The sequence below is a fragment of the Saccharopolyspora antibiotica genome (assembly GCF_047200635.1).
Classification (GTDB): Bacteria; Actinomycetota; Actinomycetes; order Mycobacteriales; family Pseudonocardiaceae; genus Saccharopolyspora_C.
In genome coordinates this window covers 89,055-111,421 of the sequence record NZ_JBJZOI010000019.1, presented here as the reverse complement: position 1 = coordinate 111,421, position 22,367 = coordinate 89,055, and the positions used below count along the sequence as shown (strand labels likewise).

At 74.5% G+C, this 22,367-nt stretch carries 19 protein-coding genes; 8 read left to right on the top strand and 11 right to left on the bottom strand.

The genetic code is table 11. The annotated features are described in order from the left end of the window. Positions 1 to 195: 195 nt before the first annotated feature. The 4 genes from ACL03H_RS17235 (at position 196) to ACL03H_RS17220 (ending at position 4,414) form a co-directional block, all read left to right on the top strand. On the top strand, positions 196 to 1,149 hold the full coding sequence (locus tag ACL03H_RS17235) for an RsmB/NOP family class I SAM-dependent RNA methyltransferase (protein ID WP_412812267.1): 954 nt from the start codon (positions 196 to 198) through the stop codon (positions 1,147 to 1,149). Between the two features lie 168 nt (positions 1,150 to 1,317). After that, positions 1,318 to 3,597: a heavy metal translocating P-type ATPase gene (locus ACL03H_RS17230; protein ID WP_412812266.1), complete on the top strand. Its 2,280-nt coding sequence runs from the start codon at positions 1,318 to 1,320 to the stop codon at positions 3,595 to 3,597. Positions 3,598 to 3,616: 19 nt separating this feature from the next. After that, a complete protein-coding gene (locus ACL03H_RS17225) occupies positions 3,617 to 4,216 on the top strand; it encodes a DUF5753 domain-containing protein (RefSeq protein WP_412812265.1) in 600 nt (199 codons plus the stop codon). Positions 4,217 to 4,219: 3 nt separating this feature from the next. After that, entirely contained in the window at positions 4,220 to 4,414 is a 195-nt protein-coding gene (locus ACL03H_RS17220; protein WP_412812264.1) for a DUF397 domain-containing protein, read from the top strand. Between the two features lie 92 nt (positions 4,415 to 4,506). On the opposite strand, the gene ACL03H_RS17215 is transcribed toward ACL03H_RS17220, so the two are convergent. After that, positions 4,507 to 6,438 carry a cytochrome c oxidase assembly protein gene (locus ACL03H_RS17215; RefSeq protein WP_412812263.1) on the bottom strand — a complete coding sequence of 644 codons (1,932 nt, stop codon included), beginning with the start codon at positions 6,436 to 6,438 and terminating at the stop codon, positions 4,507 to 4,509. A 333-nt stretch (positions 6,439 to 6,771) separates the two neighbouring features. On the opposite strand from ACL03H_RS17215, the gene ACL03H_RS17210 reads away from it, so the two are divergent. After that, positions 6,772 to 8,157: a PepSY-associated TM helix domain-containing protein gene (locus tag ACL03H_RS17210; RefSeq protein WP_412812262.1), complete on the top strand. Its 1,386-nt coding sequence runs from the start codon at positions 6,772 to 6,774 to the stop codon at positions 8,155 to 8,157. A 2-nt stretch (positions 8,158 to 8,159) separates the two neighbouring features. Then, positions 8,160 to 8,834 carry a DUF5134 domain-containing protein gene (locus tag ACL03H_RS17205; protein WP_412812261.1) on the top strand — a complete coding sequence of 225 codons (675 nt, stop codon included), beginning with the start codon at positions 8,160 to 8,162 and terminating at the stop codon, positions 8,832 to 8,834. 289 nt (positions 8,835 to 9,123) lie between these two features. On the opposite strand, the gene ACL03H_RS17200 is transcribed toward ACL03H_RS17205, so the two are convergent. After that, the gene (locus tag ACL03H_RS17200; RefSeq protein ID WP_412812260.1) at positions 9,124 to 9,618 is read right to left on the bottom strand and encodes a DUF6194 family protein; all 495 of its coding nucleotides are present in this window, start codon (positions 9,616 to 9,618) and stop codon (positions 9,124 to 9,126) included. Between the two features lie 26 nt (positions 9,619 to 9,644). Here ACL03H_RS17200 and ACL03H_RS17195 point away from each other — a divergent pair, with 26 nt between their 5' ends. Both ACL03H_RS17195 and ACL03H_RS17190 read left to right on the top strand, forming a co-directional pair. Beyond that, entirely contained in the window at positions 9,645 to 10,064 is a 420-nt protein-coding gene (locus ACL03H_RS17195; protein WP_412812259.1) for a MerR family transcriptional regulator, read from the top strand. Between the two features lie 61 nt (positions 10,065 to 10,125). Next, positions 10,126 to 10,902, top strand: a complete 777-nt coding sequence (locus ACL03H_RS17190; RefSeq protein WP_412812258.1) for an SDR family NAD(P)-dependent oxidoreductase — start codon at positions 10,126 to 10,128, stop codon at positions 10,900 to 10,902. Between the two features lie 18 nt (positions 10,903 to 10,920). On the opposite strand, the gene ACL03H_RS17185 is transcribed toward ACL03H_RS17190, so the two are convergent. The 9 genes from ACL03H_RS17185 to ACL03H_RS17145 all read right to left on the bottom strand — a co-directional run bounded on the left by ACL03H_RS17185 (position 10,921) and on the right by ACL03H_RS17145 (position 22,364). Beyond that, the gene (locus tag ACL03H_RS17185) at positions 10,921 to 12,126 is read right to left on the bottom strand and encodes a TIGR02679 family protein (RefSeq protein WP_412812257.1); all 1,206 of its coding nucleotides are present in this window, start codon (positions 12,124 to 12,126) and stop codon (positions 10,921 to 10,923) included. Continuing rightward, positions 12,116 to 16,144, bottom strand: a complete 4,029-nt coding sequence (locus ACL03H_RS17180; protein ID WP_412812256.1) for a TIGR02680 family protein — start codon at positions 16,142 to 16,144, stop codon at positions 12,116 to 12,118. Before ACL03H_RS17180 ends, ACL03H_RS17185 begins: the two co-directional genes overlap by 11 nt. Continuing rightward, positions 16,141 to 17,352, bottom strand: a complete 1,212-nt coding sequence (locus ACL03H_RS17175; RefSeq protein WP_412812255.1) for a TIGR02678 family protein — start codon at positions 17,350 to 17,352, stop codon at positions 16,141 to 16,143. The genes ACL03H_RS17180 and ACL03H_RS17175 overlap by 4 nt, the downstream gene beginning before the upstream one ends. Further along, a complete protein-coding gene (locus ACL03H_RS17170; RefSeq protein WP_412812254.1) occupies positions 17,349 to 18,857 on the bottom strand; it encodes a TIGR02677 family protein in 1,509 nt (502 codons plus the stop codon). Before ACL03H_RS17170 ends, ACL03H_RS17175 begins: the two co-directional genes overlap by 4 nt. Positions 18,858 to 18,983: 126 nt before the next feature. Beyond that, positions 18,984 to 19,151 (bottom strand): hypothetical protein, encoded by a 168-nt coding sequence (locus ACL03H_RS17165; protein WP_412812253.1) that lies wholly within the window; start codon positions 19,149 to 19,151, stop codon positions 18,984 to 18,986. 316 nt (positions 19,152 to 19,467) lie between these two features. Continuing rightward, positions 19,468 to 19,716, bottom strand: coding sequence for a hypothetical protein (locus ACL03H_RS17160; protein ID WP_412812252.1), 249 nt, complete (start codon positions 19,714 to 19,716; stop codon positions 19,468 to 19,470). Further along, positions 19,713 to 20,063 (bottom strand): hypothetical protein, encoded by a 351-nt coding sequence (locus ACL03H_RS17155; protein WP_412812251.1) that lies wholly within the window; start codon positions 20,061 to 20,063, stop codon positions 19,713 to 19,715. The genes ACL03H_RS17160 and ACL03H_RS17155 overlap by 4 nt, the downstream gene beginning before the upstream one ends. An 884-nt stretch (positions 20,064 to 20,947) precedes the next feature. After that, positions 20,948 to 21,583, bottom strand: a complete 636-nt coding sequence (locus tag ACL03H_RS17150; RefSeq protein ID WP_412812250.1) for a GTP-binding protein — start codon at positions 21,581 to 21,583, stop codon at positions 20,948 to 20,950. Then, positions 21,564 to 22,364 carry a DUF742 domain-containing protein gene (locus ACL03H_RS17145; protein WP_412812249.1) on the bottom strand — a complete coding sequence of 267 codons (801 nt, stop codon included), beginning with the start codon at positions 22,362 to 22,364 and terminating at the stop codon, positions 21,564 to 21,566. The genes ACL03H_RS17150 and ACL03H_RS17145 overlap by 20 nt, the downstream gene beginning before the upstream one ends. Positions 22,365 to 22,367: the final 3 nt, after the last annotated feature.

The window sequence follows — 22,367 nt, the reverse complement described above, 5'->3', positions numbered from 1 at the left end:
TTTTCGCCGCCACGCCACGAGAATCGCGGAGCCCGCGCGGCGGCGGCTCCCTCCCGGGAGGGCGTGCGCTCCCTGCCGGGGGAACCTCGCGGCCCAGGTCGCGGCGGCCTCCGGCGGGCCGGGCGCGTCCCGCGGGTGGCCGTCGTGCCACGCTTCGGGGAGACCGGACCGGACGACCCGACAGGAGCAGCGGCCGTGAGCAGCCAGCGCAAGACCCGCACGTTCGAGAAGCGGATGTCCGAGGTGCTCGGCATCCGCCCGAACGAGGTCGAATCCGTCTTCCGCGGCGCCCGGCCCACCTCGATCCGGATCAACCGGTTGCTCGACGAGGAGCGGTACCAGGAGACGCTGGAGGTGGTGCGGGCCAAGGCCATCGGGATCGTGCCGGTCGAGTGGGCCGAGCACTGCTGGTTCTGGCCCGACGGCGAGGGCTTCGAGGACGTCCTGCCGCTGGCCCACGAGGGCCGCGTCTACCTGCAGAACGCCGCCAGCCTCATCCCGCCGGTGGCGCTGGACCCGCGGCCGGGCGACGCGGTGCTGGACGTGGCGGCGGCGCCGGGCGGGAAGGCGTTCCACATCGCCGCGCGCACCGGCGGCGACTGCGAGTTGTGGCTGAACGACTCCGCTCCTCCGCGCGCCGAGAAGCTCGCCGATCTGGCCGGCCTCTACGGCGTGCGCTACGCCGAGCTGACCACGCACAACGCGCAGTACATCGACAAGTCGCTGCCCGCCGAGCGGTTCGACCGCGTCCTGCTGGACGTGCAGTGCTCCGGCGAGGGCCGGGTGAACCTGCGCAAGTCGGACGCGCTGCGGTACTGGTCGGAGGAGCGGATCGACAAGTACAAGCACCTCCAGACCAAGATGTGCGACGCCGCGTACAAGCTGCTCAAGCCGGGCGGGACGCTGGTCTACTCGACCTGCACGCTGAGCCCGGAGGAGGACGAGTTCCCGGTGCACAAGGTGCTGCGGCGGCACTCGGACCTGTCGGTGGCGCCGCTGGGGTTCAGCGAGGAGGAGTTCCTCCCGGGGCTGCGCTCCTGGCGGGGCGAGAAGTTCGACCGGGGTCTGGAGCACGCGGTGCGGGTGCGGCCGTCCGAGCTGTTCGAGGGCTTCTTCGTCGCCAAGCTCGTCAAGTCTCCCCCCGCGTAGGGACCGCCGATCGTGTAGTGGCGAACGCCAGTTCGACCCGGTCATCCTGGGAGCAGGCCCCGACGCACCTCACACCGGCGGTTCGGAGTTCCCGGGAACCGCGCGGCGGGGCTGACCGACTGTGTGCACGGGTGGCCGCGCGGCCGCCGGATCGCGAGAGGTGTCCCGATGTCCCCGACGGTTGCCGAAGCTCACCGCGTCGAGCTGTCCGTGAGCGGCATGACCTGCGCCGCCTGCGCGACGCGGGTGGAGCGCAAGCTCAACAAGCTCGACGGCGTGCGGGCCGGTGTGAACTACGCGACGGGCGTGGCCAGCGTCGAGTGCCCCGCCGAGCCGGACGTGGAGCTGCTGATCAGCACCGTGCGCGGCGCGGGCTACGAGGCGGAGCCGGTACCGGCCGCACCACCTCCCGAGGACTCCGCGCCCGACGAGCGCGGGGACCGGGTGCGCGACCTGTGGCGCCGGATGGTGGTCGCGGTGGCCTTGTTCGTGCCGATCTGCGACCTGTCCATCCTGTTCGTGGTGCTGCCGCAGGCCCGCTTCCCCGGCTGGCAGTGGCTGCTGGTCGCGCTGACGCTGCCCGTCGCGGGCTGGGCCGCGTGGCCGTTCCACCGGGCCGCGCTGCGCGGCGCCCGGCGCGGTGCGTCCTCGATGGACACCCTGGTCTCGCTGGGCATCACGGCGGCCGTGGGCTGGTCGCTGTACGCCATGTTCTTCCGGCCCGAGCCGACCGGGGAGTCCGGCTGGGCGCTGCTGCTGGATCCGCGCGGCGCGCTCTACCTGGAGGTCGCCGCCGGGGTGACGGCCTTCGTGCTCGCCGGGCGCTACTTCGAGGCGCGGGCGCAGCGCAGGGCCGGGGACGCGCTGCACGCGCTCGCCGCGCTGCGCGCCAAGGACGTGACGGTGCTGCTGGAGGACGGTTCGCGGCGCGACGTCCCGGCGGCGGAGCTCCGGGTGGGGCAGCGGTTCCTGGTGCGTCCCGGCGGCACGATCGCCACCGACGGCGTGGTCGAGGACGGGCGGGGCGCGCTGGACCGCAGTTCGATGACGGGCGAGTCCACCCCGGTCGAGGTGGTCGAGGGTGACGTGGTGCTCGGCGGGACGGTGTCGCTCGACGGCGCGCTGGTCGTGCGGGCCACGCAGGTCGGCGCGGACACCCGGCTCGGGGCGATGCTGCGGCTGGTCTCCGAGGCGCAGTCCGGCAAGGCAGCCGTGCAGCGGCTGGCCGACCGGATCTCGGCGTACTTCGTCCCTGCGGTGCTGGCGGGTTCCGCGCTGACGCTGCTGGCCTGGCTGCTGCTGACGGGCTCGCCGGACCGGGCGGTGACGGCGGCGCTCGCGGTGCTGGTGATCGCCTGCCCGTGCGCGCTGGGCCTGGCCACGCCGACCGCGCTCATGGTCGCCTCCGGGCGCGGCGCCGTCCTCGGGATCTTCATCAAGGGCTATCAGGCGCTGGAGTCGACCCGCGCGGTCGACACGGTGGTGCTGGACAAGACGGGCACGGTCACCGAGGGCCGGATGTCCGTGGTGGAGCTGCACGTGCTCCCCGAGGCGGGGCGAGCGGCGGTGCTGCGCCGAGCGGGCGCGGTCGAGGCGTCCTCCGAGCACGCCGTGGCCGCGGCGATCACCGCCTTCGCCGGTGCCGGGGCCGACGCGGAGGACGGCGCCGGGCCGCCCCCGGTCAGCTCGTTCCACGCCCGACCGGGGCTCGGCGCCACCGGCGTTGTCGAGGATCGCGAAGTCCTCATCGGCCGCCGCGCCCTCTTCGACGCGGAGGGCTGGTCGGTTCCCGACGAGCTGGAGCGGCTGCGCGAGGAGTGGGAGGAGCGGGGCCGCACGGCGGTGCTCTCCGGCGAGGACGGCCGGGCGGTGGCGTTGTTCGCGCTGGCCGACGCGGTGAAGCCCTCGGCGGCGCGCGCGGTCGCCGAGCTGCACGGGCTGGGCCTGCGCACCGTGCTGCTCACCGGCGACAACGCGGCGACCGGGCGTGCGGTGGCCGAGGAGGTCGGCATCGAGCGGGTGATCTCCGAGGTGCTGCCGGACGAGAAGGCGCGAGTGGTGCGCGAGCTGCGCGCCGAGGGCCGCACCGTGGCGATGATCGGCGACGGTGTCAACGACGCCCCGGCCCTGGCCACGGCGGACCTCGGCCTGGCGGTGGCGACCGGGACGGACATCGCCATCGACAGCGCCGATCTGATCTTGGTCCGGGATGACCTCCTCGTCGCTCCGGACGCGATTCGGCTGGCCAGGGCCACGCTCCGCACGATCCGCGGCAACCTGCTGTGGGCCTTCGGCTACAACCTGGCCGCCCTGCCGCTGGCCGCGCTCGGCCTGCTGAACCCGTTCATCGCGGGCGGGACGATGGCGCTGTCCTCCTTCTTCGTCGTCTCCAACAGCCTCCGCCTCCGCCGGTTCACCCCGACGTCCACTTCGGACACGACGGGCTGAGCGACGGGGTGGCCGGGCGGTGCGCCGGTCGGGGTCTCGTGCCCACCGCCCGGCCGTCCGGCCTGACGCGCCCGGGGGAGGAACGCGGCACCAGGCCGGAGGCAGACGGTCGCGGAGGCTCCGACTGATTCCCGGTTTGCTCCAGACCGCGGATTACATGCGGGCCGTCATGAACGGCATGGACGACAAGCAGATCGGCCCTCGGATCCTGACTCGCATGGAACGCCGGACGATCTTGACCAAGTCGAGCGCTCCCACCCTCACCGCTCTCATCGGCGAAGGAGCGCTGCTTGAACCGTTCGGCGGAGCGGCTGCCATGGCCGAACAGCTCGACCACCTACTGCGAACAGCGAACGACCTGCCCAACGTCACAGTTCGCGTCATCCGCTCCGGTGCGAAGGCCTTCCACCCCGCTCATGCAGGGCACTTCGTGTTGATGCGCTTCCCGGCGGCAGATCCGATCATCGAGGTCGAGCACTTCAGCAGCCTGGTGTTCCTCAAGTCTCCGCGCGACATCGCCGCCCACACCAAGGCCGTCGAGACGTTGTCAGAACTCGCGCTCAGCCAGAACGACTCCCTCGACCTCATCGCTGATATCCGCAGAACAACGAAGGGCTGAGGCATGACCGTCGACATCCGGGAATGGCGAAAGAGCAGCCGATCGGCTCAGCAGGGCTCCTGCGTGGAGGTGGGAGGTGCGCCGGGCTTAGCGGCAGTTCGCGACACCAAGGACAGGCGAGCCGGAACCTTGATCTTCACCACGGCGACCTGGGCGTCCTTCCCCACCGCGCTCCGCGACGACCGCCTCGCGCCCTGATCCGCCGCGGATGAGCCCACCGCTCACCCCTCCGGCGAAGCTCCGGGATCGGAGCTCCGCACCGCGCGGGCGCTGCGCGCCGGGCAGCGGGATCAGGAACGCCGTTGGGCGAGCTGCGCGAGCATGGCGTTGTAGGCCGCCAGCTCCTCGTCCCCGGAGCGGTCCGCGCGCCGGGCGCTGCGGGCGTCGTGCCGGTACCACTGGGTGAGCAGCGCGAGCAGCACCACCACCAGCGGCCCCTCCCCCGCAGCCCACGCGATCCCGCCCCCCAGCTGCTGATCCGCCAGCAGGTCGTGCCCCCAGGGCAGGTCGAGGGTGCGGTAGAAGTTCTCCGCGATGACCTGGTTCATGCTCATCACGATCACGCCGAAGAAGGCGTGGAACGGCATCACCGCGAACACCATTCCGAGCCGCGCCAGGTGCGGCAGCGGTTTCGGCGCGGGGTCCACGCCGATGACCGTCCAGTAGTACAGGTAACCGATCAGGACGAAGTGGACGTTCATCAACTCGTGCGCCCAGTGCTCGGACATGGCGCTCTCGAACAGCGGCGTGAAGTAGAGCGCGTAGAACGAGCCGACGAACAGCGTCGTCGCCACCGCCGGGTGCGCCAGCAGCCGTGCTGGCGGCGAGTGCACGACGGCGAGCAGCAACTCCCTGGCCCCGTGCGGATTCCCGCGCCCGGCTGGCGACAGGGCCCGCAGCGCCAGGGTGATCGGCCCACCGAGCACCAGCAGCACCGGAGCCAGCATGTTCAACACCATGTGCGCCAGCATGTGCACGCTGAACATCCCGGACGAGTACACCCCGAGCCCCGAGGACGTCGCGACGAGCACCGTGGCGCAGCCGAGCAGCCAGGCGGCGGTGCGCCCGGCCGGCCACGTGTCGCCGCGCCGCCGCAGCCTGCGCATCCCGGCCAGGTAGAGCCCCGCCAGCACCACCACGGCCGTGCCCAGCACCAGGTCGAAGCGCCACAGCCCGAGGATGCCGGGCAGCTGCGGGGGCCCGGGCAGGTCGTAGCCGAGGATCACCTCCGAGGAGCTGACCGTGCGGTCGAGCAGGCTCGGCGGCGGCGTGTGCGCGAGCCCCATCGACACCCCGGTGGAGATCAGCAGCAGCACCAGCTCCGCGCCGAGCAGCGCGGCCGGGGAGCGCACCCGGCGCCGGACCCACCAGCCGCAGCCGCCGAGCACCACCAGCAGCACGATCTTCGCCAGCACGAGCACCCCGAACACCGTGCGGCCCAGATCCCCCAGCGGCATCAGCACGAGCGCGTCCACCAGACCGGAGAAGGCGAGCACCGCCCAGCACACCCCGGCCAGCGCCCGGTACCGCCGCAGCACGAGTTCCCGGTGCGCCCCGCCGCGCCGCAGGTGCGCGGCGACCGCGACCAGCACCCCGAGCCACAGCGCCGCCGCGAGCACGTGCAGCACGATCGCGTTGGTGGCCAGGTCGTGCCCGGCGTTCGAGGCCGAATGCCCCACGACCGCGGGCGGCAGCAGCCCGAACGCTGCCAGCGCCGCCAGGCCCAGCGCGGGCCGCCACCGCAGCGCCAGCCGCGCGCAGGTCGCCACGACCGCCGCGACGAGCGCGGTGATCGCCCAGGCCGTCGGCTCATAGAGGGCGCCGAACAGCCCGGTGAACGCCTCGGGTCCGAGGACCCGGCGCAGCGGCTGTCCGGTGGTGTCGGCCATCTCGAACGGGATCATCAGCGCCGCCGCCACCGCCCACACCCACGCGGCGGCGCCCCCCGCGCGCACGGCGGCGAACCCGTCCGGGGCGATGCCACCACCGGAGCGCGGCGAGGTGCACAGCACCGCGAAGACCAGCGCGCCCAGGCTGATCGCCGCCGAGCCGTCCGCGACGAGGCGCACCACCCCGATCCCGAACCGCACGACCGCACCTGGATCGGGCAACCCGACCAGCGCGTAGACCTCGGCACCGCCGAGAGCGGCCACCGCCGCGCTGATCAGCACCGCGAGGCTCGTGCCCGCGATCCAGGGGATCCGCCTGCTGGGTTCCGGCACCGCACCGCTCCCGCGCCCGTCGTGGCACCGGGGCCCGTCCCCGGTGGCAGGCCGCTCCGCCCGCACCCGGACAGGTCGTGCGCCGGCGGAGGCGAGTTCCGCGCGACGGCTGTGACCTCAGCCCCACCGCACGGCACCGCTCCCCGCTCCGGGCGGGTCGTGAGGAAGTCGCCGGCGGATCGCACCTGGTGGGCCAGCACCGGCCGTCGACCAGCCGAGCGCCGCTGGGCCGTTCGATCCCACTTGACCGACGGCAACGTCACAGGCGGGAACAAGGACCGGTGATCGCCCGACTAGTGGTGCGACCAGTCCGCCGGACGAGCAGGAGCGAGCATGGCGACGGACCCGGGACTCGTGGACCAGTCCTCCCCACCGGACCCCGGCGGGGAGGCGGACCGGCGCTCGTCCGCGCCCTCGACCTGGTCGGTGCTGCGGCCGCTGGTGCTGCGGTTGCACTTCTACGCCGGAGTGTTCATCGCCCCGTTCCTGGTGATCGCGGCCCTCACCGGCCTGCTCTACGTGTTCAGCCCGCAGCTGGAACAGGCCGTCTACGCCCGCGAGCTGCACGTGCCCGCCGCCGCGCAGCGGTTACCGCTGTCCGAGCAGGTCGCGGTGGCGCAGCGGGTGCGGCCGGGCGAGGAGCTGCAAGCGGTCCGGCCGGGCGCGACGCCCGTGGACACGACCCAGGTCCTGTTCGCCGCTCCGGATCTGCCGGAGAGCTACCAGCGCACCGTGTTCGTGGATCCGCACACCGGTGAGGTGCGCGGCGACCTCGTGACCTACGGGTCCGGGCAGGCGCTGCCGCTGCGCGCCTGGATCGACAACCTGCACCGGAGCCTGCACCTGGGCGACGCGGGACGGCTCTACAGCGAGCTCGCGGCGAGCTGGCTGTGGGTGGTGGTGCTCGGCGGCGCCGCGCTGTGGATCGGGCGGACCCGCCGGAACCGGCGCGCGCGGCTGCTCCTGGCGCCGGAGCTGCGGCCCGCCGGACGCCGGCGGGTCCTGTCCTGGCACGGCGCGGTGGGGCTGTGGGCGGGCCTGGGCCTGCTGTTCCTGTCCGCGACGGGACTGACCTGGTCGGTGCACGCGGGCGAGAACGTGACGGCGGTGCGCGAGCAGCTGTCCTGGGAGACCCCGGCGGTGTCCACCGAGCTCCCCGCCGCCCCGGCCGCGGACGTCGGGATCGACCGGGTCCACCGGGCCGCCCTCGCGCAGGGCTTGGACGGGCCGGTGCAGATCACGCCCCCGGCGGACGCCGGGTCCGCCTACACCGTGGCTCAGATCCAGCGGACCTGGCCGACCAAGCAGGACCAGGTCGCGGTCGATCCCGGCACCGGCTCGGTCGTCGAGACGATCCGCTGGGCCGACTACCCGCTGATGGCCAAGCTGTCCCGCTGGGGCATCGACGCGCACATGGGTCTGCTGTTCGGGCTGCCCAACCAGCTGCTGCTGGCCGCCCTGGTGTTCGGCCTGCTGTCGATGATCTTCTGGGGCTACCGGATGTGGTGGCTGCGCAGGCCGACGCGCGGGGGAGCCCGGCTGGGCAGACCCCCGGAGCGCGGGGCGTGGCGACGGGTCCCCGGCCGGATCATGGCCCCGATCATCGTGGCCGCCGCGTTCGTGGCCTGGGCGCTCCCGCTGCTGGGCGCCTCGCTGCTGCTGTTCCTCGTCGTCGACGTCGTGCTGGGCCTGCGCGCCCGGCGGAGCACCGGAGTCTGATCGTGGTCGAATCGATGCTGCTGAGCTGGGCCCTGACGGTGCTGTTCGCGCTGACCGGCGGGTGGTGCGCGCACAGCGCCACCCGGCCCGGGCTGCGGTGGAGCGACCGGCTCAGCTCGTGGAGCCACGTGGTGATGAGCCTGTTGATGATCGCGATGGCCTGGCCGTGGGGCATGAGCGTGCCCGCGCTCCCGCAGGTGGTGCTGTTCGGGATCATCGCGATGTGGTTCGCGGCGCTGACCGCGCTCCGGGTGCCGTGCGCGCACGAGCACGGCTCGCCGCGGCTCGCGCACGCGCACCACGCGGTGATGTCGGCAGTGATGGTGTGGATGGTCGCCGCGATGCCGCTGCTCATGATGGGCGCCTCGGAATCCGGCGGCGGGCACCACCACTCGCTCGGCGGGGGCGGTGGGTCCGGGGTGCTGGCGGCGGCCGCCCCGGCCCCGGGCCCGCCGGGCGCGGTGGTGGCGACCTCGGCGGCGCTGGCGGCGTTCCTGGTGCTGTCCTCGATGGCCTGGATCGCGACGGCCGCCGACACCGGGCGGCACGCCCTCAACACCGCCGAGGCCACCGGGACGCGGCCCGCTCCCGAGGCCACCCGGCTGGCGCTGGACGCCGCCTGCCACGGCGCCATGAGCATCGGCATGGGCGCCATGCTGTTCGCGATGTGCCTGTGAACCGTCCCGCGCGGGAGCCGGTGGCGGGATCTCGACGACGTCCGCGCGACCGATTTCCCGGGCAGCTCGCGGCAGCGCTGTCCTCGCGCGGGAGCCACCGCGCGAGGACAGCGACCGGTCGGGCGGCTCGCCGCTCACCGGACCGGGCGACGCTCGGGCCCCGGCGAGGCACCTGGGGCGGCGACGCGGACGGCCGGCCATCGGGGGCGGCCGGTGGTGGTTCCGGGCGGCCGCGGAAGCGATTGCCGAGCCGTTTCGGCTTCCCACCGCCAGCGGTGCGCTCCGGCGCTCAGTCGTTCCGCGAGGTGTCGCCCCGGGGGCTGCCCGCGCTCCGCCGGTCAGCCAGCCGTGCGCCGTGCAGGCCAGGGCGAGTGATCGTGGCGCTACCGGGGTGCACGACGCGCCCACCCGTGAACGCCGCGCAGCGGGTGCGGGAGGAGCGCGTTCGCCGTACCGCGGCCCACGCCCGACTCGTCGATCTCCCGGGCTGGCGCCCGAGGCGTTCGGCGCACACCTGCGGACCGACGTGGACGTCCGGCCGTCGGCGATCACCGGTGTCGCGGCGGGACCCGGTGTCGCCCGGGTAGTCCTTCGTCGCGATCGTCGCGCATGGCTGGGCGGTTGCCCGGGATCGCCCGGGGCGCGCGGCAGATCTCGGGATGTTCGCTCCCCCTGGAGGGGCGCGAGATCCCGGAGACCACCGCGGGTTCGGACCGCTGGCGGGGTCGACCGAGTGGACGTGGTTCGGGCGTGCGCCCGAAGTGCTGGTGGAGGGTTGCCGCACGAGGCCGCAGCACTGGACTCCAGGTGATGCGCGACGAGTCGTCTCGCCGCTGCTCCCGGCAGCTCGTGCGGCGGACGCGAGACCTCGAACACCTCGACGTCAGGCCGCCCCGGCCCAACGGATACCGGGAGTTCGACGACGTTCACCTGAGCGCGCTGCGCGGGTACCGCCACCTGGCGATCGCCGTCGGCCCCGCGCCGCCCGAGCGCGATGCGCGAGACACGCCGGCTGCCCCCGGCGAAGCCCTCTCTCGACTCGTCGCACTTCACGCCGACCTCGCCCGCTCCCGCTACGAGACGATCGCCCCCCCTCGGCGCTCCCCGGAACCGGGCGACACGACGAGAACCGCCGAGCTCTCCACCGCGCTCGACGCGGGCGGAGTGCTCGCCCCGGAGCCTCGACGCTCCTGTTCGGACGATCCAGCGCGAGCTCTGGGCAGGCCGTGATCGCGAACGTAGGCTCGGTCCGCCGACGAGCCTCGGCGCCCCGTCCCGAGGGAGGAATCGCATGGAACTGCACGACCGCCGGATCATCGTCACCGGGGGAGCTCGGGGGATCGGCGCCGCCGCGGTCCGCGGCTACACCGCCGCGGGCGCGAACGTGATCAGCATGAGCCTGAACCAGGAGCTGGGAGCCGAGGTGGCGGCCGCCGCGACCGCCGAGGGCCCCGGCAAGGCCGCGTTCCTGCGGGTCGACGTGTCGGACCCGGAACAGGTCGCGGCGGGGTTCGACGAGGCCGCCTCGCGACTGGGCGGTCTCGACGTGCTGGCGCACGCGGCGGCCATCCAGCGCTCCGGGGACGCGGGCGGCGTCACGGTGGGGGACTGGGACGCGATGTTCGCGGTGAACGTGCGGGGCACCATGCTCACCAACCAGGCGGCCCACCGCCACATGGCGCCCTCCGGCGGCGGTTCGATCATCAACTTCGGCTCGATCTCCGGCCTCCGCGCGGAACCCGGCGCACCGGCGTACTCGGCGTCCAAGGGCGCGGTGCACTCCTGGACGCGCACGGCGGCCGCAGCCTGGGGCGGAGACGGCGTGCGGGTGAACGCGGTGCTGCCCGCGATGGTGACCCCGATGTACGAAGCGGCGCGCGCGAGGCTCGACGAAGCGGGCCGCACCGCGGACTACTGGGCGAACAAGTCGACGATCGCCCTGGGCCACGAGTACGGGGATCCCGACCGAGACCTCGGCCCGGTGCTGGTCTTCCTCGCCTCCGACGGGTCGCGCTTCATCACCGGCCAGCTGCTGCCCGTCGACGGGGGCCAGGCCGCGGTGCGGTGACGCACTCGGTGCGGTGGCTCAGGGGATGTCGTCCAGCAGCGCGTCGGCGAGGCGCGCCTCGGGAACCGCGGTGCGGTGCTGCCGCATCGCGGGGGCCAGGGCGGCGTCCCAGGGGGCCTCGGTGACCCGGCCGACGTGCGGCCCGGCGGGGAAGTGCTCCACCGCCGAGAGGTAGTCCGCCGCGCTCATCCGCCACGGCAGCGCGCGGGTCTTCGTCAGCACGTGGGCCGCGATCCGCACGCCCTCGCCATCCAGGTCCCCGTGGTAGTGCAGCCGCGCCCCGGCCGCGCCGAGCCGCCGCAGCAGCAGGATCCCCGCCCCGTTCGGCCAGCCCGAGGTGCACACCAGCGGCGGGCAGGTGCTGCCGAAGCGGCGCACCGCGAGCGCCAGCACCTCCGGGTCCGCCACCACCCACACGTCCCGCGCGCCCAGCGCGATCGGCCCGGTGTCCCGCAGCTGGGTGAGGGTGAGCGCGGCGACCTCCCCGGAATCGGCGCAGGCGCGCAGGATCTCACCGCCGAGCCGGCCGCCGCTCGGCCGAACCCCGGCGCTCAGGACCACAGTGGACAGCGGGTCCTCGCCGATCCCGGCCCGCAGCCACAACTCCCGGCGCTGCCCGGGCGCGGCGGGCAGCGGTGTGCCGTGGACCTCGGACAGCGCCCGCAGCACCAGCGCGGACACCGGCCGCCCCGGCTCCAGCGCGCGCGGATCGCCCAGCACCTCGTCCGCGAACGCGGGCAGCGACGCGCCCGGTGCGGGCAGGTTCGCGAGCACCCGCAGCGCGTCCGCCAGCGATTCCCCCGTCGCGGCGGGGGAATCTCCGATCAACCCGTTGCGCCGAACCTGCTCCGCCCAGTCGACCAGCGCCGGCTGCGCCCGCACCTGGGGGTGGCCGCGCAGCCACTCCCACAGCCGCGCCCGCTCCCGCTGCTCGCGCAGCCTGCGCGACGCCCGGTCCGGCACCGGGCCGAGCAGTTCCTCCGCGATGGCGCGGGAGTCCCGCCCGCACAGCTGCCCGAGCACCACGTCGAGGCGGGGCAGCGACACCGAGACGTGGTCACCCGGCAACCGGTCCGCGCCGAGCAGGTCGGCCAGCGCCTCCCGCTGCCGCCGGTCCAGCGGTCCGACCCGCACCCGCCCCACCGGCCGTCCTGCGGAGAGCCGCTCGTGCACCGCCCGCCACAGCGGGGCGAACTCGGCGCGCCGCAGGACGTCAGGGAGCACCGCGTTCCTCCGCGAGCGCCCGGCCGTCCCAGACGAACCGCGCCGTGGTGACGGCGTCGTCGCCGTCCCCGGTGATGAGCTGGTGGATCGCGATGCCGTCGAGCTCCTGGTAGGTGCACCACTCGTGGTCGCTGGTGAGCACCAGGTCCAGGTCCAGCGCGGCGAGCAGGTCGAAGACCTGGCCGCGGTTGGTGGTGTCCACGCCGACGAAGACCTCGTCGAGCAGGATGAACCGGGGGGCCGAGGGCACCGACTGGTAGTGCGCGGCGACGGCGGCGAACAGCGGCAGGTGCAGCGCGATGGCCTTCTCACCGCCGGAGAGCGCCCCGTGCAGGCGCTTGGTCAGCAGCTGCCACCCGGCGCCGCCCGCCCGGTCGATCCGCACCCCGAACCGGTGCCAGGCGGTGTAGTCGAAGACCTGCGCGAGCCTGCCCTCCCAGCCCGCGACGGCGCCTTCCGAACCTGCCTCGGCGAGCCGTTCCCGGAAGAACGCGCGCAGCGCCTCCCGGTCGGCCTCGGTGAGCCGCACCGGGTCGGCCAGCAGCAGGTCCCGCGCGGCACGGGTGCTCGCGGGCAGGTTCGGGTCGACCTCCCACACCAGCTGCACCGCGACCTTCGACGCGGTGCGCACCCGCTTCAGCCGGGTGTTCATGGTGTCGACGAGTTCTCCCGCCTGCCGGATGCGCGCGGCGAGGTGCCTGCGGGTCTCGCCGGTGAGGGTGCGGTCGAACAGGTCGCGCTCGGCCTCGTCGAGCTCCCGCCGGGCGCGGTCCCGCTCGGCGCGCAGCACGTCCCGCAGCGCGCTCGCGCCGACCCGGTCACCGTCCAGCGCGGCGGTGCAGACCTGCACCTCGTCCTCGGGCCGCAGCTCCAGGTCCGCGCGCCCGGCCAGCACGTGCCGCCCGTCGTACACGGCCTCGCCGAGCTCGCCGAGGGCCGCCGCGAGGTCCGCCGGACCGTGCGGTTCCGCCGCCCAGGTCGCGGCGAGCTCGCGGGCCGCCCCGACCGGGTCGTCGTCCACCGCGGAGGGTTCGAGGGCGGCCCCCGCGTCGGCGCCGAAGCCGTCCGCGAGTCGGGCCCGAAGCCGGGCGGTCGCGGTGTCCAGCTCCGCGCGCGCCGCGTCCCGTCCGGTGGTGGCGGCGGCGCGCTCGGCCGCGAGGGCGCCGATGCGTTCCGCGAGATCCAGCAGTTCCCCGGCCAGCCGCGCCCGCTGCGCGTCGAGCTCCACGAGCCGGGAGCTCGCCGCCGCCGACTCCTCGGCGGCCTGCTCCTGCTCCAAGCCCAGCGCGCGCTGCCGCTCGCCCAGCCGCAGCGCCGCGAGCTCCACGTCGGCGGAGTGCTCCTCGGTCCCGGCAGCGAGCTCCCGGGCCAGCTCCGCGAGCCGCGCGGCGTCGGCCGCGGCCCGCCGCGCCTCGGCCGTGCCGGAGCGGGCGTCCAGCCAGATCTCGGCGACGCCGGTGAACGCCTCCACCGCGCGGTCCAGCCCGTCCAGCGCGGCGCGGTCGGCGGGCAGCCCGTGCTCCCCCGCGAGCTCGGTGAGCCGCACGCCCGCGAGCCGCGCGTCCTCGGCGGCGCGCGCCACCTGCTCGACCCGGGCGCTCACGGCGTCGTCGCGGGCGGCGACGGCGGCCTCGGCGACGTCCTCGGCACGGCGCGCCTCCCGCACCGCCGCGTCCGGGGGAATCGCGTCCCACTCCGCGTCCAGGGCTTCCCGGCGGTGGGCGAGATCGGCGGCCTCCGCGTCGAGCGCGGCCAGCTCCCCGCCCAGTTCCCCGAGCTCGCGCTCGACCTCGGCGAGCCGCTGCCGCCGGGCGCGGTCCCGCTCGGTGCCGCCGATGTGCGCGGCCTCGGCCCTGCCCCAGCTGCCCTCCAGCCCGCCGACGCGCCATCGACCGTCCGGCGCGACGGCCACGTCGGGCTCGGGGCCGCGATGCCTGCCGCCGCCCGCGTCGAGCGGCCCGTAGCCGATCCCGTGCAGCACCTGCCAGATCCGGTCCCGGTCGACCGGTCCCGCCGACTCGGGCCGCAGCACCTCCACCAGCGAAGGCCCGTCCACCGGTCGCAGCCGCGCCGGGTCCAGCGCGGAGTCGTGCCCGTCGAACGCGAGGGAACCCGCGAACTCCGGGGACCCGGCGGAGTCCGGGTGCCCGCCCGGCGTCACCCACGCGTCGAGCAGCCCGGCGCCCTCCAGCGCGGCCTCGACTCCGGCCCGCACCTCGGCGGGAACGCCGTTGCGGAAGGCGACCAGCCGCCACAGCGGCGCACCCGGGCGACCCGCGCGGTCCGCGGTGCGGGTGGCGGGAGCGGCGGGCGGCAGGTCGGTGCGCTCCCGCAGCGAGGCGCGGTGCGCGTCGAGCTCGGCGTGCCGCTCGCGCAGCTCGCCGCGCCGGACGTCGACCCCGGCGGCGCGGCGGTCGAGCTCCGCCGCGGCGGCGAGGTAGCGGGGGCGCAGCCGCTCCAGCAGATCAGCCCGCGACTCGACGGGCTCGGCGAACTCGGCGGGCTCCGCGCTCAGCTCGGCGAGCCGCGCCGCCCACTCCCGCAGCCGCTCGACCCGTTCGGCGACCGCGGCCGCACCGCGCTCGCCGAGCTCCGCCAGGCGCTCGGCGGCCGCGCCCAGCTCGGCCCGCGCCCGGTCCAGTTCCCGTTCGGCGTCGGCGCGGGCGGCCACGGCCCGGTCGCGCCGCTCCAGCCCGGCGCGGACCTCGGCGACGCGATCGTGCCCGCCGCGCACCGCAGCGCGCAGCAGCAGCCTGGTGCGCTGCCGGTCGGTGGTGCCCGCGACCTCCGCGAAGGCCCCGGCCAGGCCGATCCGGTCGGCGTGCCGCCGGGCGTCCCGCTCGGCGGCGTCCTCGGCGGCCGCCGCCGCGCTCGCGCGCAGGCCCGCGCGCTCGGCCAGCCCGGCCGCCTCGTCGGCCCGAGCGGCGCGCTCCGCCGCCAGCGCCCGCAGCTCGTCGGCGCGCCGCCGCGCCTCGTCCGCCTCGGTGCGCACCGGTTCACCGCCGACCGCGAGGCGGGCGCGGAGGCGTTCGGTCTCCCGCACCAGTTCGGTCTCGCGCGCCCGCCCCGCCTCCCGATCCGCCAGCGCGTCCTCGTGCCGCCGCCCGGCGTCCTCGACCGCCGCCTCCCGGCGGTCCAGCTCGGCGCTCGCCACCAGCACGCGCTCGGCAGCCGCGCGCAGCACCCGGCGCGCGTAGTCGCGCTGCCGGCCCGCCACCAGCTCGGCCGCGCCGACCTGCCCGTCCAGCGAGGTGAGCCGCTCCCGCCTCCGGTCCAGGCGCTCGAACCCCTCGGCCAGCTCGGCGATCTCGGTGCGCCCCAGCGGCGGCAGCGCCCGGGACAGCAACGTGGACAGCAGGTTCGGGTCGAGCCGTTCGGACAGCTTCGGCGTGCGCAGCTGCAGCAGCGCGGTGATGAGCGCGTCGAAGCGCTGCTCGGTGAGCCCGGGGAACAGCGCCGCCCGCACGGCCTCCCGGTACGCGGCGGCCGACTCGTGCAGCGCTCCCCGGCCCTCCAGCGCCTCGGCGAGCGCGGCGCGGGCCAGCGGCTGCCCGCTGCCGTTCACCAGCTCGACACCGTCCTCGGCACCGATCCGGGCGGTGGTGGTGAAGAAGTCCGCGCGCACCTCGGAGGTGTGCTTGCTGGCCTGCAACCGGGCACCGCAGCAGAACCACTCGCCCGGACCGCCCCGGAACTCCAGCCACACGTAGCCGACCCGGGTCGCGCCCGCCGCGCCCTCCCCCATGAGGTTCCAGTGCATCGTGCGCTCGGAACTGCCGAAGGTGGACAGCCGGTTCGCCCGCAGGTTCGCGTCGAACAGGAACGGCAGCAGCAGCTCCAGCGCCTTCGACTTCCCGGTCCCGTTCGGGCCGCGCAGCAGCAACCGTCCGCTGTGGAACTCGAAGACCTCGTCGTAGTAGCGCCAGACGTTGAGGATGCCCGCCCGGGACGGTCGCCAGCGCGACGTCGTCCCGGCGCGCCACCGGCCGGCTCGGGGCGAGGTTCGGGGGGCCGTCACGACGGGTTTCCTCCAGCGAGATCGGGAGATCCGGACACGACCGCGTAGCGGGCGGCGGCGGGCAGCGCGACGATCCGGTCCCCGTCGCGGCGGGCCAGCCCGAAGTCGACGAGCACCGCGACCGCGTCCGAGACCAACCGCCCCGGCCCGTCCGAGTAGCGGTAGGTGCGGGCGGCCCCGGGCGAGCGGTCCAGCACCGCTTCCGCGTCGGACCGCAGCTGCTCGGCGGTGCGGCCCTCCGGGGCCGCGCCCAGCGAGTCGAGCAGGTGCAGCGCGGCGACCTTCGCGTTGTCGGCGTCGTCCGGGAACCGCACGTCGGTGGCCAGCCCCTCCGGATCGACCAGCAGCACGCCTTCGGCCCGCTCCTCCAGCGCGAACCCGCCGTGCTCGGCGGCGTCCCGCAGCGCCCGGCGCCCGGCCGACGAGCAGGCCCAGCCGCGCTGCGCCTCGGTGAGATCGGCCCAGTACACGACCGGATCGTCGAGCAGCCTGCGCAGCACCGAGTGCCGCAACCACAGCGCGTGCTGCACCTCGGTGGCGCTTCGCCCGCCGTAGCGGGATTCCGCGGCCAGCGCTGCCACCCGCTCCCCCGGTTCCACCCCGGCCGAGGCGGAAGGCCCGTTCGGCGCGGACAGCAGCCGCAGCAGCAACCCCGCGTCCACCCGGTAGAGCACCTTCGCTCCGGCCGAGTCGGCGAAGTGCTCGGCGCTGCCGTCCAGCGGGTCCAGGACCCCGAACTCCTCCAGAGCGCGCAGCACGTCCACAAAGGCCATCCGCTCCGAGCGCAGTCCCGGGTCGAACGCGGGCAGCACCGGATCCGCCGCGGTGGCGCGCGCGATCCGGTCCGCCAGCAGGCCGATCGTGGTGGCCGGACCGCCGAGCAGTTCCGCCGCGGCCACGCAGAGCAGGGTGTAGCGGCGCCGGTCGAACGGCGCCCGGTTGCCGCGGCTCCGCCGCGCCGGACGGGAGGAATCGGGGTCCGCGCGCACCTTCGCCAGCCGCGCGTACCCCGCGCGGGGCTCCACGGTCAGCGCCCAACCGCAGTAGTGCTCGAACCAGCCGGTGAGGGTTTCGGCGCGGCGACGCACCAGGTCGAATCCCTCCGGATCGGCCTCGGCGGTGAGCAGCGGACGTGCCAGCAGCAGCCTGATGCCGCGCGCCAGGTCGGTGCGCTCCGCGATGACCAGCTGGTTGGCCAGGTTGCTCATCCCGCGATCACCCGCACGTCGACCGCGTAGTCGGCGCTGGTCAGCGTTCCCCGCGAGGTGCGCAGCCGGGCGGTGGCTCCGTCGGCCGGATCGCGCAGCACGATCTCCACCCGGCCGTCCCCGGTGCAGGCGCGACGGCGCCCCCGCTCGTCGGCGCTGCTGGCCAGGGCCCTGCCGAGCAGGTCCAGCAACCGGTCGAACACGCCGATCTCCAGCTCGCCGAAGGAGGACAGCCGCACCTCTCCGCCGGTGCCGAGCCGCTGCCAGGCCGACTCCAGCTCGGCGCGCTCCCGCCGCGCGCGGGCCGCCCGCAGCGCCGCGACGCCCGTCACGTCGCGCACCTTCCCCGTGTTTCCGAAGGTCTCGGTTCGCCCGTTGCTGCGCAGCAGCGCGGACACCCGCACCCGCGGCGCCCGGGCCCAGGGCGTCGCGGTGGCCACGAGCTCGGGATCCTCGTGGGCGAGGTGGGCGTGCCGCGCGGGCCCGAGGCCGAACGCCGCCGACCACAGGCGGTGCAGGTCCTCGTCGCGGTCGGCGGTGGCGAACCACCGCGCCAGTTCTCGGAAATCGGCCGCGGCGCCCGAGTCCTCCCCACGGGTTCCGGTGCCCCGGTCCAGGTCCCGCAGCAGGGCGACGATCGCGCGGCGGACGACGCCGTGCAGCTGCTCGACGCGCGGTTCCGCCCCGTCCTCGGGGAGGAACCAGCAGCGCAGCTCCGCCCACCGCTCCCCGCGTCGCCGCAGCCAGTCCGCCGCATCGCGTTCGTCGGCGGCGGGCGGCAGGTCCGCACCGCGCAGCGCACGCCGGTGCAGCGCGTCGAGGTCGTGCGCGGCGACCCGTTCCAACGCGGTGCGCACACCGTGGCGGTGCTGGTCCAGGTTCGTGCTGAAGTCCTGCAGGTAGGCCACCATCGCGGTGCGGGCCTCGCGGTCGCGCGCGTCGCCGCCCTCGGCGCGCACCGTCCGGCGCAGCTGCGCCTGGAAGGCGACGGCCCCGTCCCGCAGGTCGGCCAGGTGCGCCTCCACCTCGCGGAGCACACCGCACAACCGCCGGTCCTCGGTGGTCGGGGCGTCCAGCAGGTCGGCCAGCGCGGTGAGCCGATCGGCGAGGGAATCGAGCACGGCGGTCCGCAGCGCTCCCGGCTCGTCCAGCGCCGCTTCCGCCGCGCGCACCCCCTCCCAGGCCGCCGTTCCGGCGGGGGTCAGGGAATAGCGCAGGTGCCGCCGCTCGTACTCGGTGGCGGTGCGGTAGTTCTCCGCGTGGTCCTGGACGACGTCGAGCAGCCCCCACTCGGTGAGCTTCTTGAGCCGTTCCGGAAGGTCCTCGTCGGCCACCGCGTCGAACCGGTCCCCGGCGCGCAGCCCGGTCCGGACTTCGTCAACTCCGAGCGCCGCCACCAGCCGGGCCGCCGCGTCGGCGAACACCCGCAGGATCGCGGGGTACGACTCCGCCTGAGCGCCGACCGCGAAGCGGAACATGTCCGGCGGGACCCGCTGCGTCGCCACCCACGGCCTCCTCCCGGCTGGGAACCACCACCACACGGTAGAGGACCCGAGGCGTCAGGCGAACGGGTAGCCGACAGCTACTCAGGGTTCGGATCCGGCACCGAACCCCGGCGCTGGCGGGGGCGATCAGAGGATGTTGCGCGCCCCGATGCCGAGTCCTCGGCAGCTCCAGCAGTCCCCCTCGGCGGGGGCCGGGGCAGCTGAATCGGCCGGGGCCAGGCCGGTGCCCTCGCAATCGGCGCACCAGGACCACTCCGCGGCCAGTTCCGCGGCCGGCGCGTGCGGGTTCGTCATCATGAATCTCCTGTTCCGCCGGTCCGCGTCCCGCGAGCCGGCTTTGGTACCCGTGCACCAGGACTACCCAGCGTGCTGACCCCGTGAACCACACGCGGGTAACGAACTTGGAAATCCGCCGGGCGCGGGAGGGACGACCCCGCTGTCCGGGGGCGGTGTCCCCGCGTTCGCCGGAGCGGCGCCGCGCCCGGACGCGCGGACCGAGCGCGGCCCATTCCGGCGCGGAATACCGGCTCCGGTCTCCGCGCGGAATGAACCGCGCTCGAATTCGGCGAATGCCGCCCGATCCGGAATCAGCGTTCCGGCGGGTGGCGCACTAGCGCACTCCGCGTCCCGCATTGGCCCTGATCCATTTGCGAGCCTGAACCCGTACGTCCTGGTCGTCTATCCAGTCGATGCCGATCTGCACGCAGTCGACCAGGTTGTCGTCGCTGTGCGAGCCCCGGGCGTCGCCGCGGTGCACGGTGATCATCCCGGAACCCCGGCCCCAGCGGAACGTGTAGGCCTCCCGCGCCGAGATGCGTTCGAAGTGCCAGGCCATCGGCAGGTCCTTCTTGATGCTCATCGCCCACCTCCTCGCGCCCGCCCGCCGCGCGGCGCGGGACGGTAGGTGCACCCGCCGGAGCGCGGCTGCGGGATGCGGGAGAGCACCTCGGCGCGGTCCGCCGCGGCGTCCCGCCCTGCTACCGGACTCCGGCCGGAACCGGGCGGGATCCCGAAGTGCACGGGAAATCCCGCCGTCATCGGGGACCCCCGCGCCCCGTGCGCGGGCAGCGCGAGCAACGCCTGCACCACCTCGTCCACCGGCCCGTCCCGGCGCCAGAGCGCGGGTGGATCGGGGAGCCGCAGGTCGGAGACCCGATACCTGGCCGCCACGGCGTCATCGGCCGCGTATGCCAGGTACGTGTCCATCACCCCGTTCCGCACTCGAAATCCCTGGAGCACGAACTCGTCATCCCGCCCGCTGGGCAGGTGCCGGAAACGAAACCCCTCGTGGACGCTTGCCCGAATCGCCACCAGGTGCGAGTGGAAGAGCGCGTCTAAGTCCACAGTGGCCACCTTTCACCAGATCGCCTTGCATGTCGCGGAAAATTCATCTGGCACGACGCGGCACACCCCCCAAAGTAGATCTTGGGCGGACAACGGGCCTGTTCGTTCAGATGATCTTGAGAAGTGGAAGTGAGTCGACCAACGGCCGCTAATTAAGAATGTTAGCCGCACGATAACGACGTCCGCACTCTTTCAATTGGGTGAATATCCGAGCACCGCGCGGACTCGAACTTCCGCACTTTCGTCCACTGCGGACGGTAATGGGCAAGTGCCTCAACCAGCCCGGATCGGCCGCGTCCGGCTTGAAATGTCCCGCTGTGACGGCGAAAACGCGATCACCGTCCGAGCGGTCCCGTCCCCGCGCCCGCAGCACCGCCGCCACGGCCCCGCGACGAAGATCGAACCGCCACCGTGGACAGTCCACCGGCTCCCAGCCCGACACCCCGCCGGGACCGGGATCGGCGCGGGGAGCGGGAAACCGGCCCCGGACGACCCGCGCTGCCCCACCGGCGCCGGGCACCGCCGCCCGCCCGCCTCAGCGCCACGCTGCCGCTGCGCCCGCGCGCTCCCGACCTTTTCCTCGAACCAGCCCCCGAACGACGACGAGCGCGCCGCTGAGCGGGAAATCCGCTCCGCGGCGCGCTCGCCCGGAATTCTCCAGTTGTCCCACCGCCACCTCGGCCCTACCCCGGGCCCGGCGGTGCGTCCCGGTCACCGGCGCGGACGCGCGGTTCCCGGCACCCTCATCACCTCGGAGCCTGCTGCCCGCCCTGCTGCTGCCAGTGCCGCATCGCGTGCTGCACCAAGGCGATCAGCGCCTGCTTGGTGGACTGCTGGTCCCGGGCGTCGCACGGTCCGATCGGCACGTGCGGCCCGATGGCCATCGCCTCCCGGATCTCCTCCATCCGGTGCTGGAGATCGCCGTTGAAGCAGTTCACCGCGATCAAGTAGGGCAGACCGCGGTCCTCGAAGAAGTCCACAGCGGCGAAGGAATCCGCCAGCCGCCGCGTGTCCACGAGCACGACCGCGCCGATCGCGCCGCGGACCAGGTCGTCCCACATGAACCAGAAGCGCTGCTGCCCGGGCGTGCCGAACAGGTACAGGATCAGGTCCGAATCGAGCGAGATGCGCCCGAAGTCCATCGCGACAGTGGTGCTTCTCTTGTCCGGTGTGGCCGCGAGGTCGTCCACGCCCGCGCTGGCCTCCGTCATCACTGCCTCGGTGGTCAGCGGCACGATCTCGGAGACGGAACCGACGAACGTCGTCTTCCCGACCCCGAAGCCGCCCGCGACGACGATCTTCGCCGAGGTGGTGGCGCCGCGCTGGGGGGCAACCGGCCCCCGAGCGCCTCCTTGGGGAGCTCTAAAGCCGACGGAGTCCACTCAATACCCTTTCCATCAACAACAGGTGTGGTGCGCTACCGCTTTCGGTCACCGTCTGGTGCACGGTGACCATCCCCAGTTCCGCCATGTCGGCCAGCAACACCCTAGCCACCCCGATCGGAACGGAGAGCAGCGCTCCGACTTCGGCTACCGACCTGGGATGCCGGCACATTTCGGCGATCGACTCGTGTTCCATCCGCCCCGCCGAACCAGACCGGAAGGTCTCGCTGGTGGACACGAGCGTCTCCATCTGCAGCTCGTAGTTCGACCTGGTCCTACCACCGGTCCAGGTGTACGAGCGGATGGCGGCGGGAACCTCGGCCGGGGGCTCCGGCTCCCAGCCCGGCCCGGCGAACGCCCCCCTGGACTGCTCGCGGGCCGGATCATCACCCCCGCCCGGTCGCTGCCACGGGTGCTGCGGTCCCGTGGCCTCGTCCGCCGCTTCCCGAGTCCACCCGCCGGGCTGCTCGGGAGCCCCCCACCCCTCCTCGGGATCGCGGTAGGTGGGCGCCTGCGTCTCCCACTCGAACTCCTGGGAGTCGAACGGGTCCCGCTGGTCGAAGGGGTCCACCGGCGGTCTGGCGGTCGGGCGCCGGGACGGCGGGGGCTGCGCGGCTGCCTCCCCCTCGGCGGCGGGCTCCTCCGCCTGCTCGCCCTTCCGGCGGCGGCCGCGCCTGCTGCGGCCGCTGTCGAAGGTGAACCCGTTCATCACGTCGGCGAAGGTGTTCGCGTCCGGCTCGTCCCGTCTTCGGTCCTGCTCGCCGAACTCAGGTCCGCTCATCGG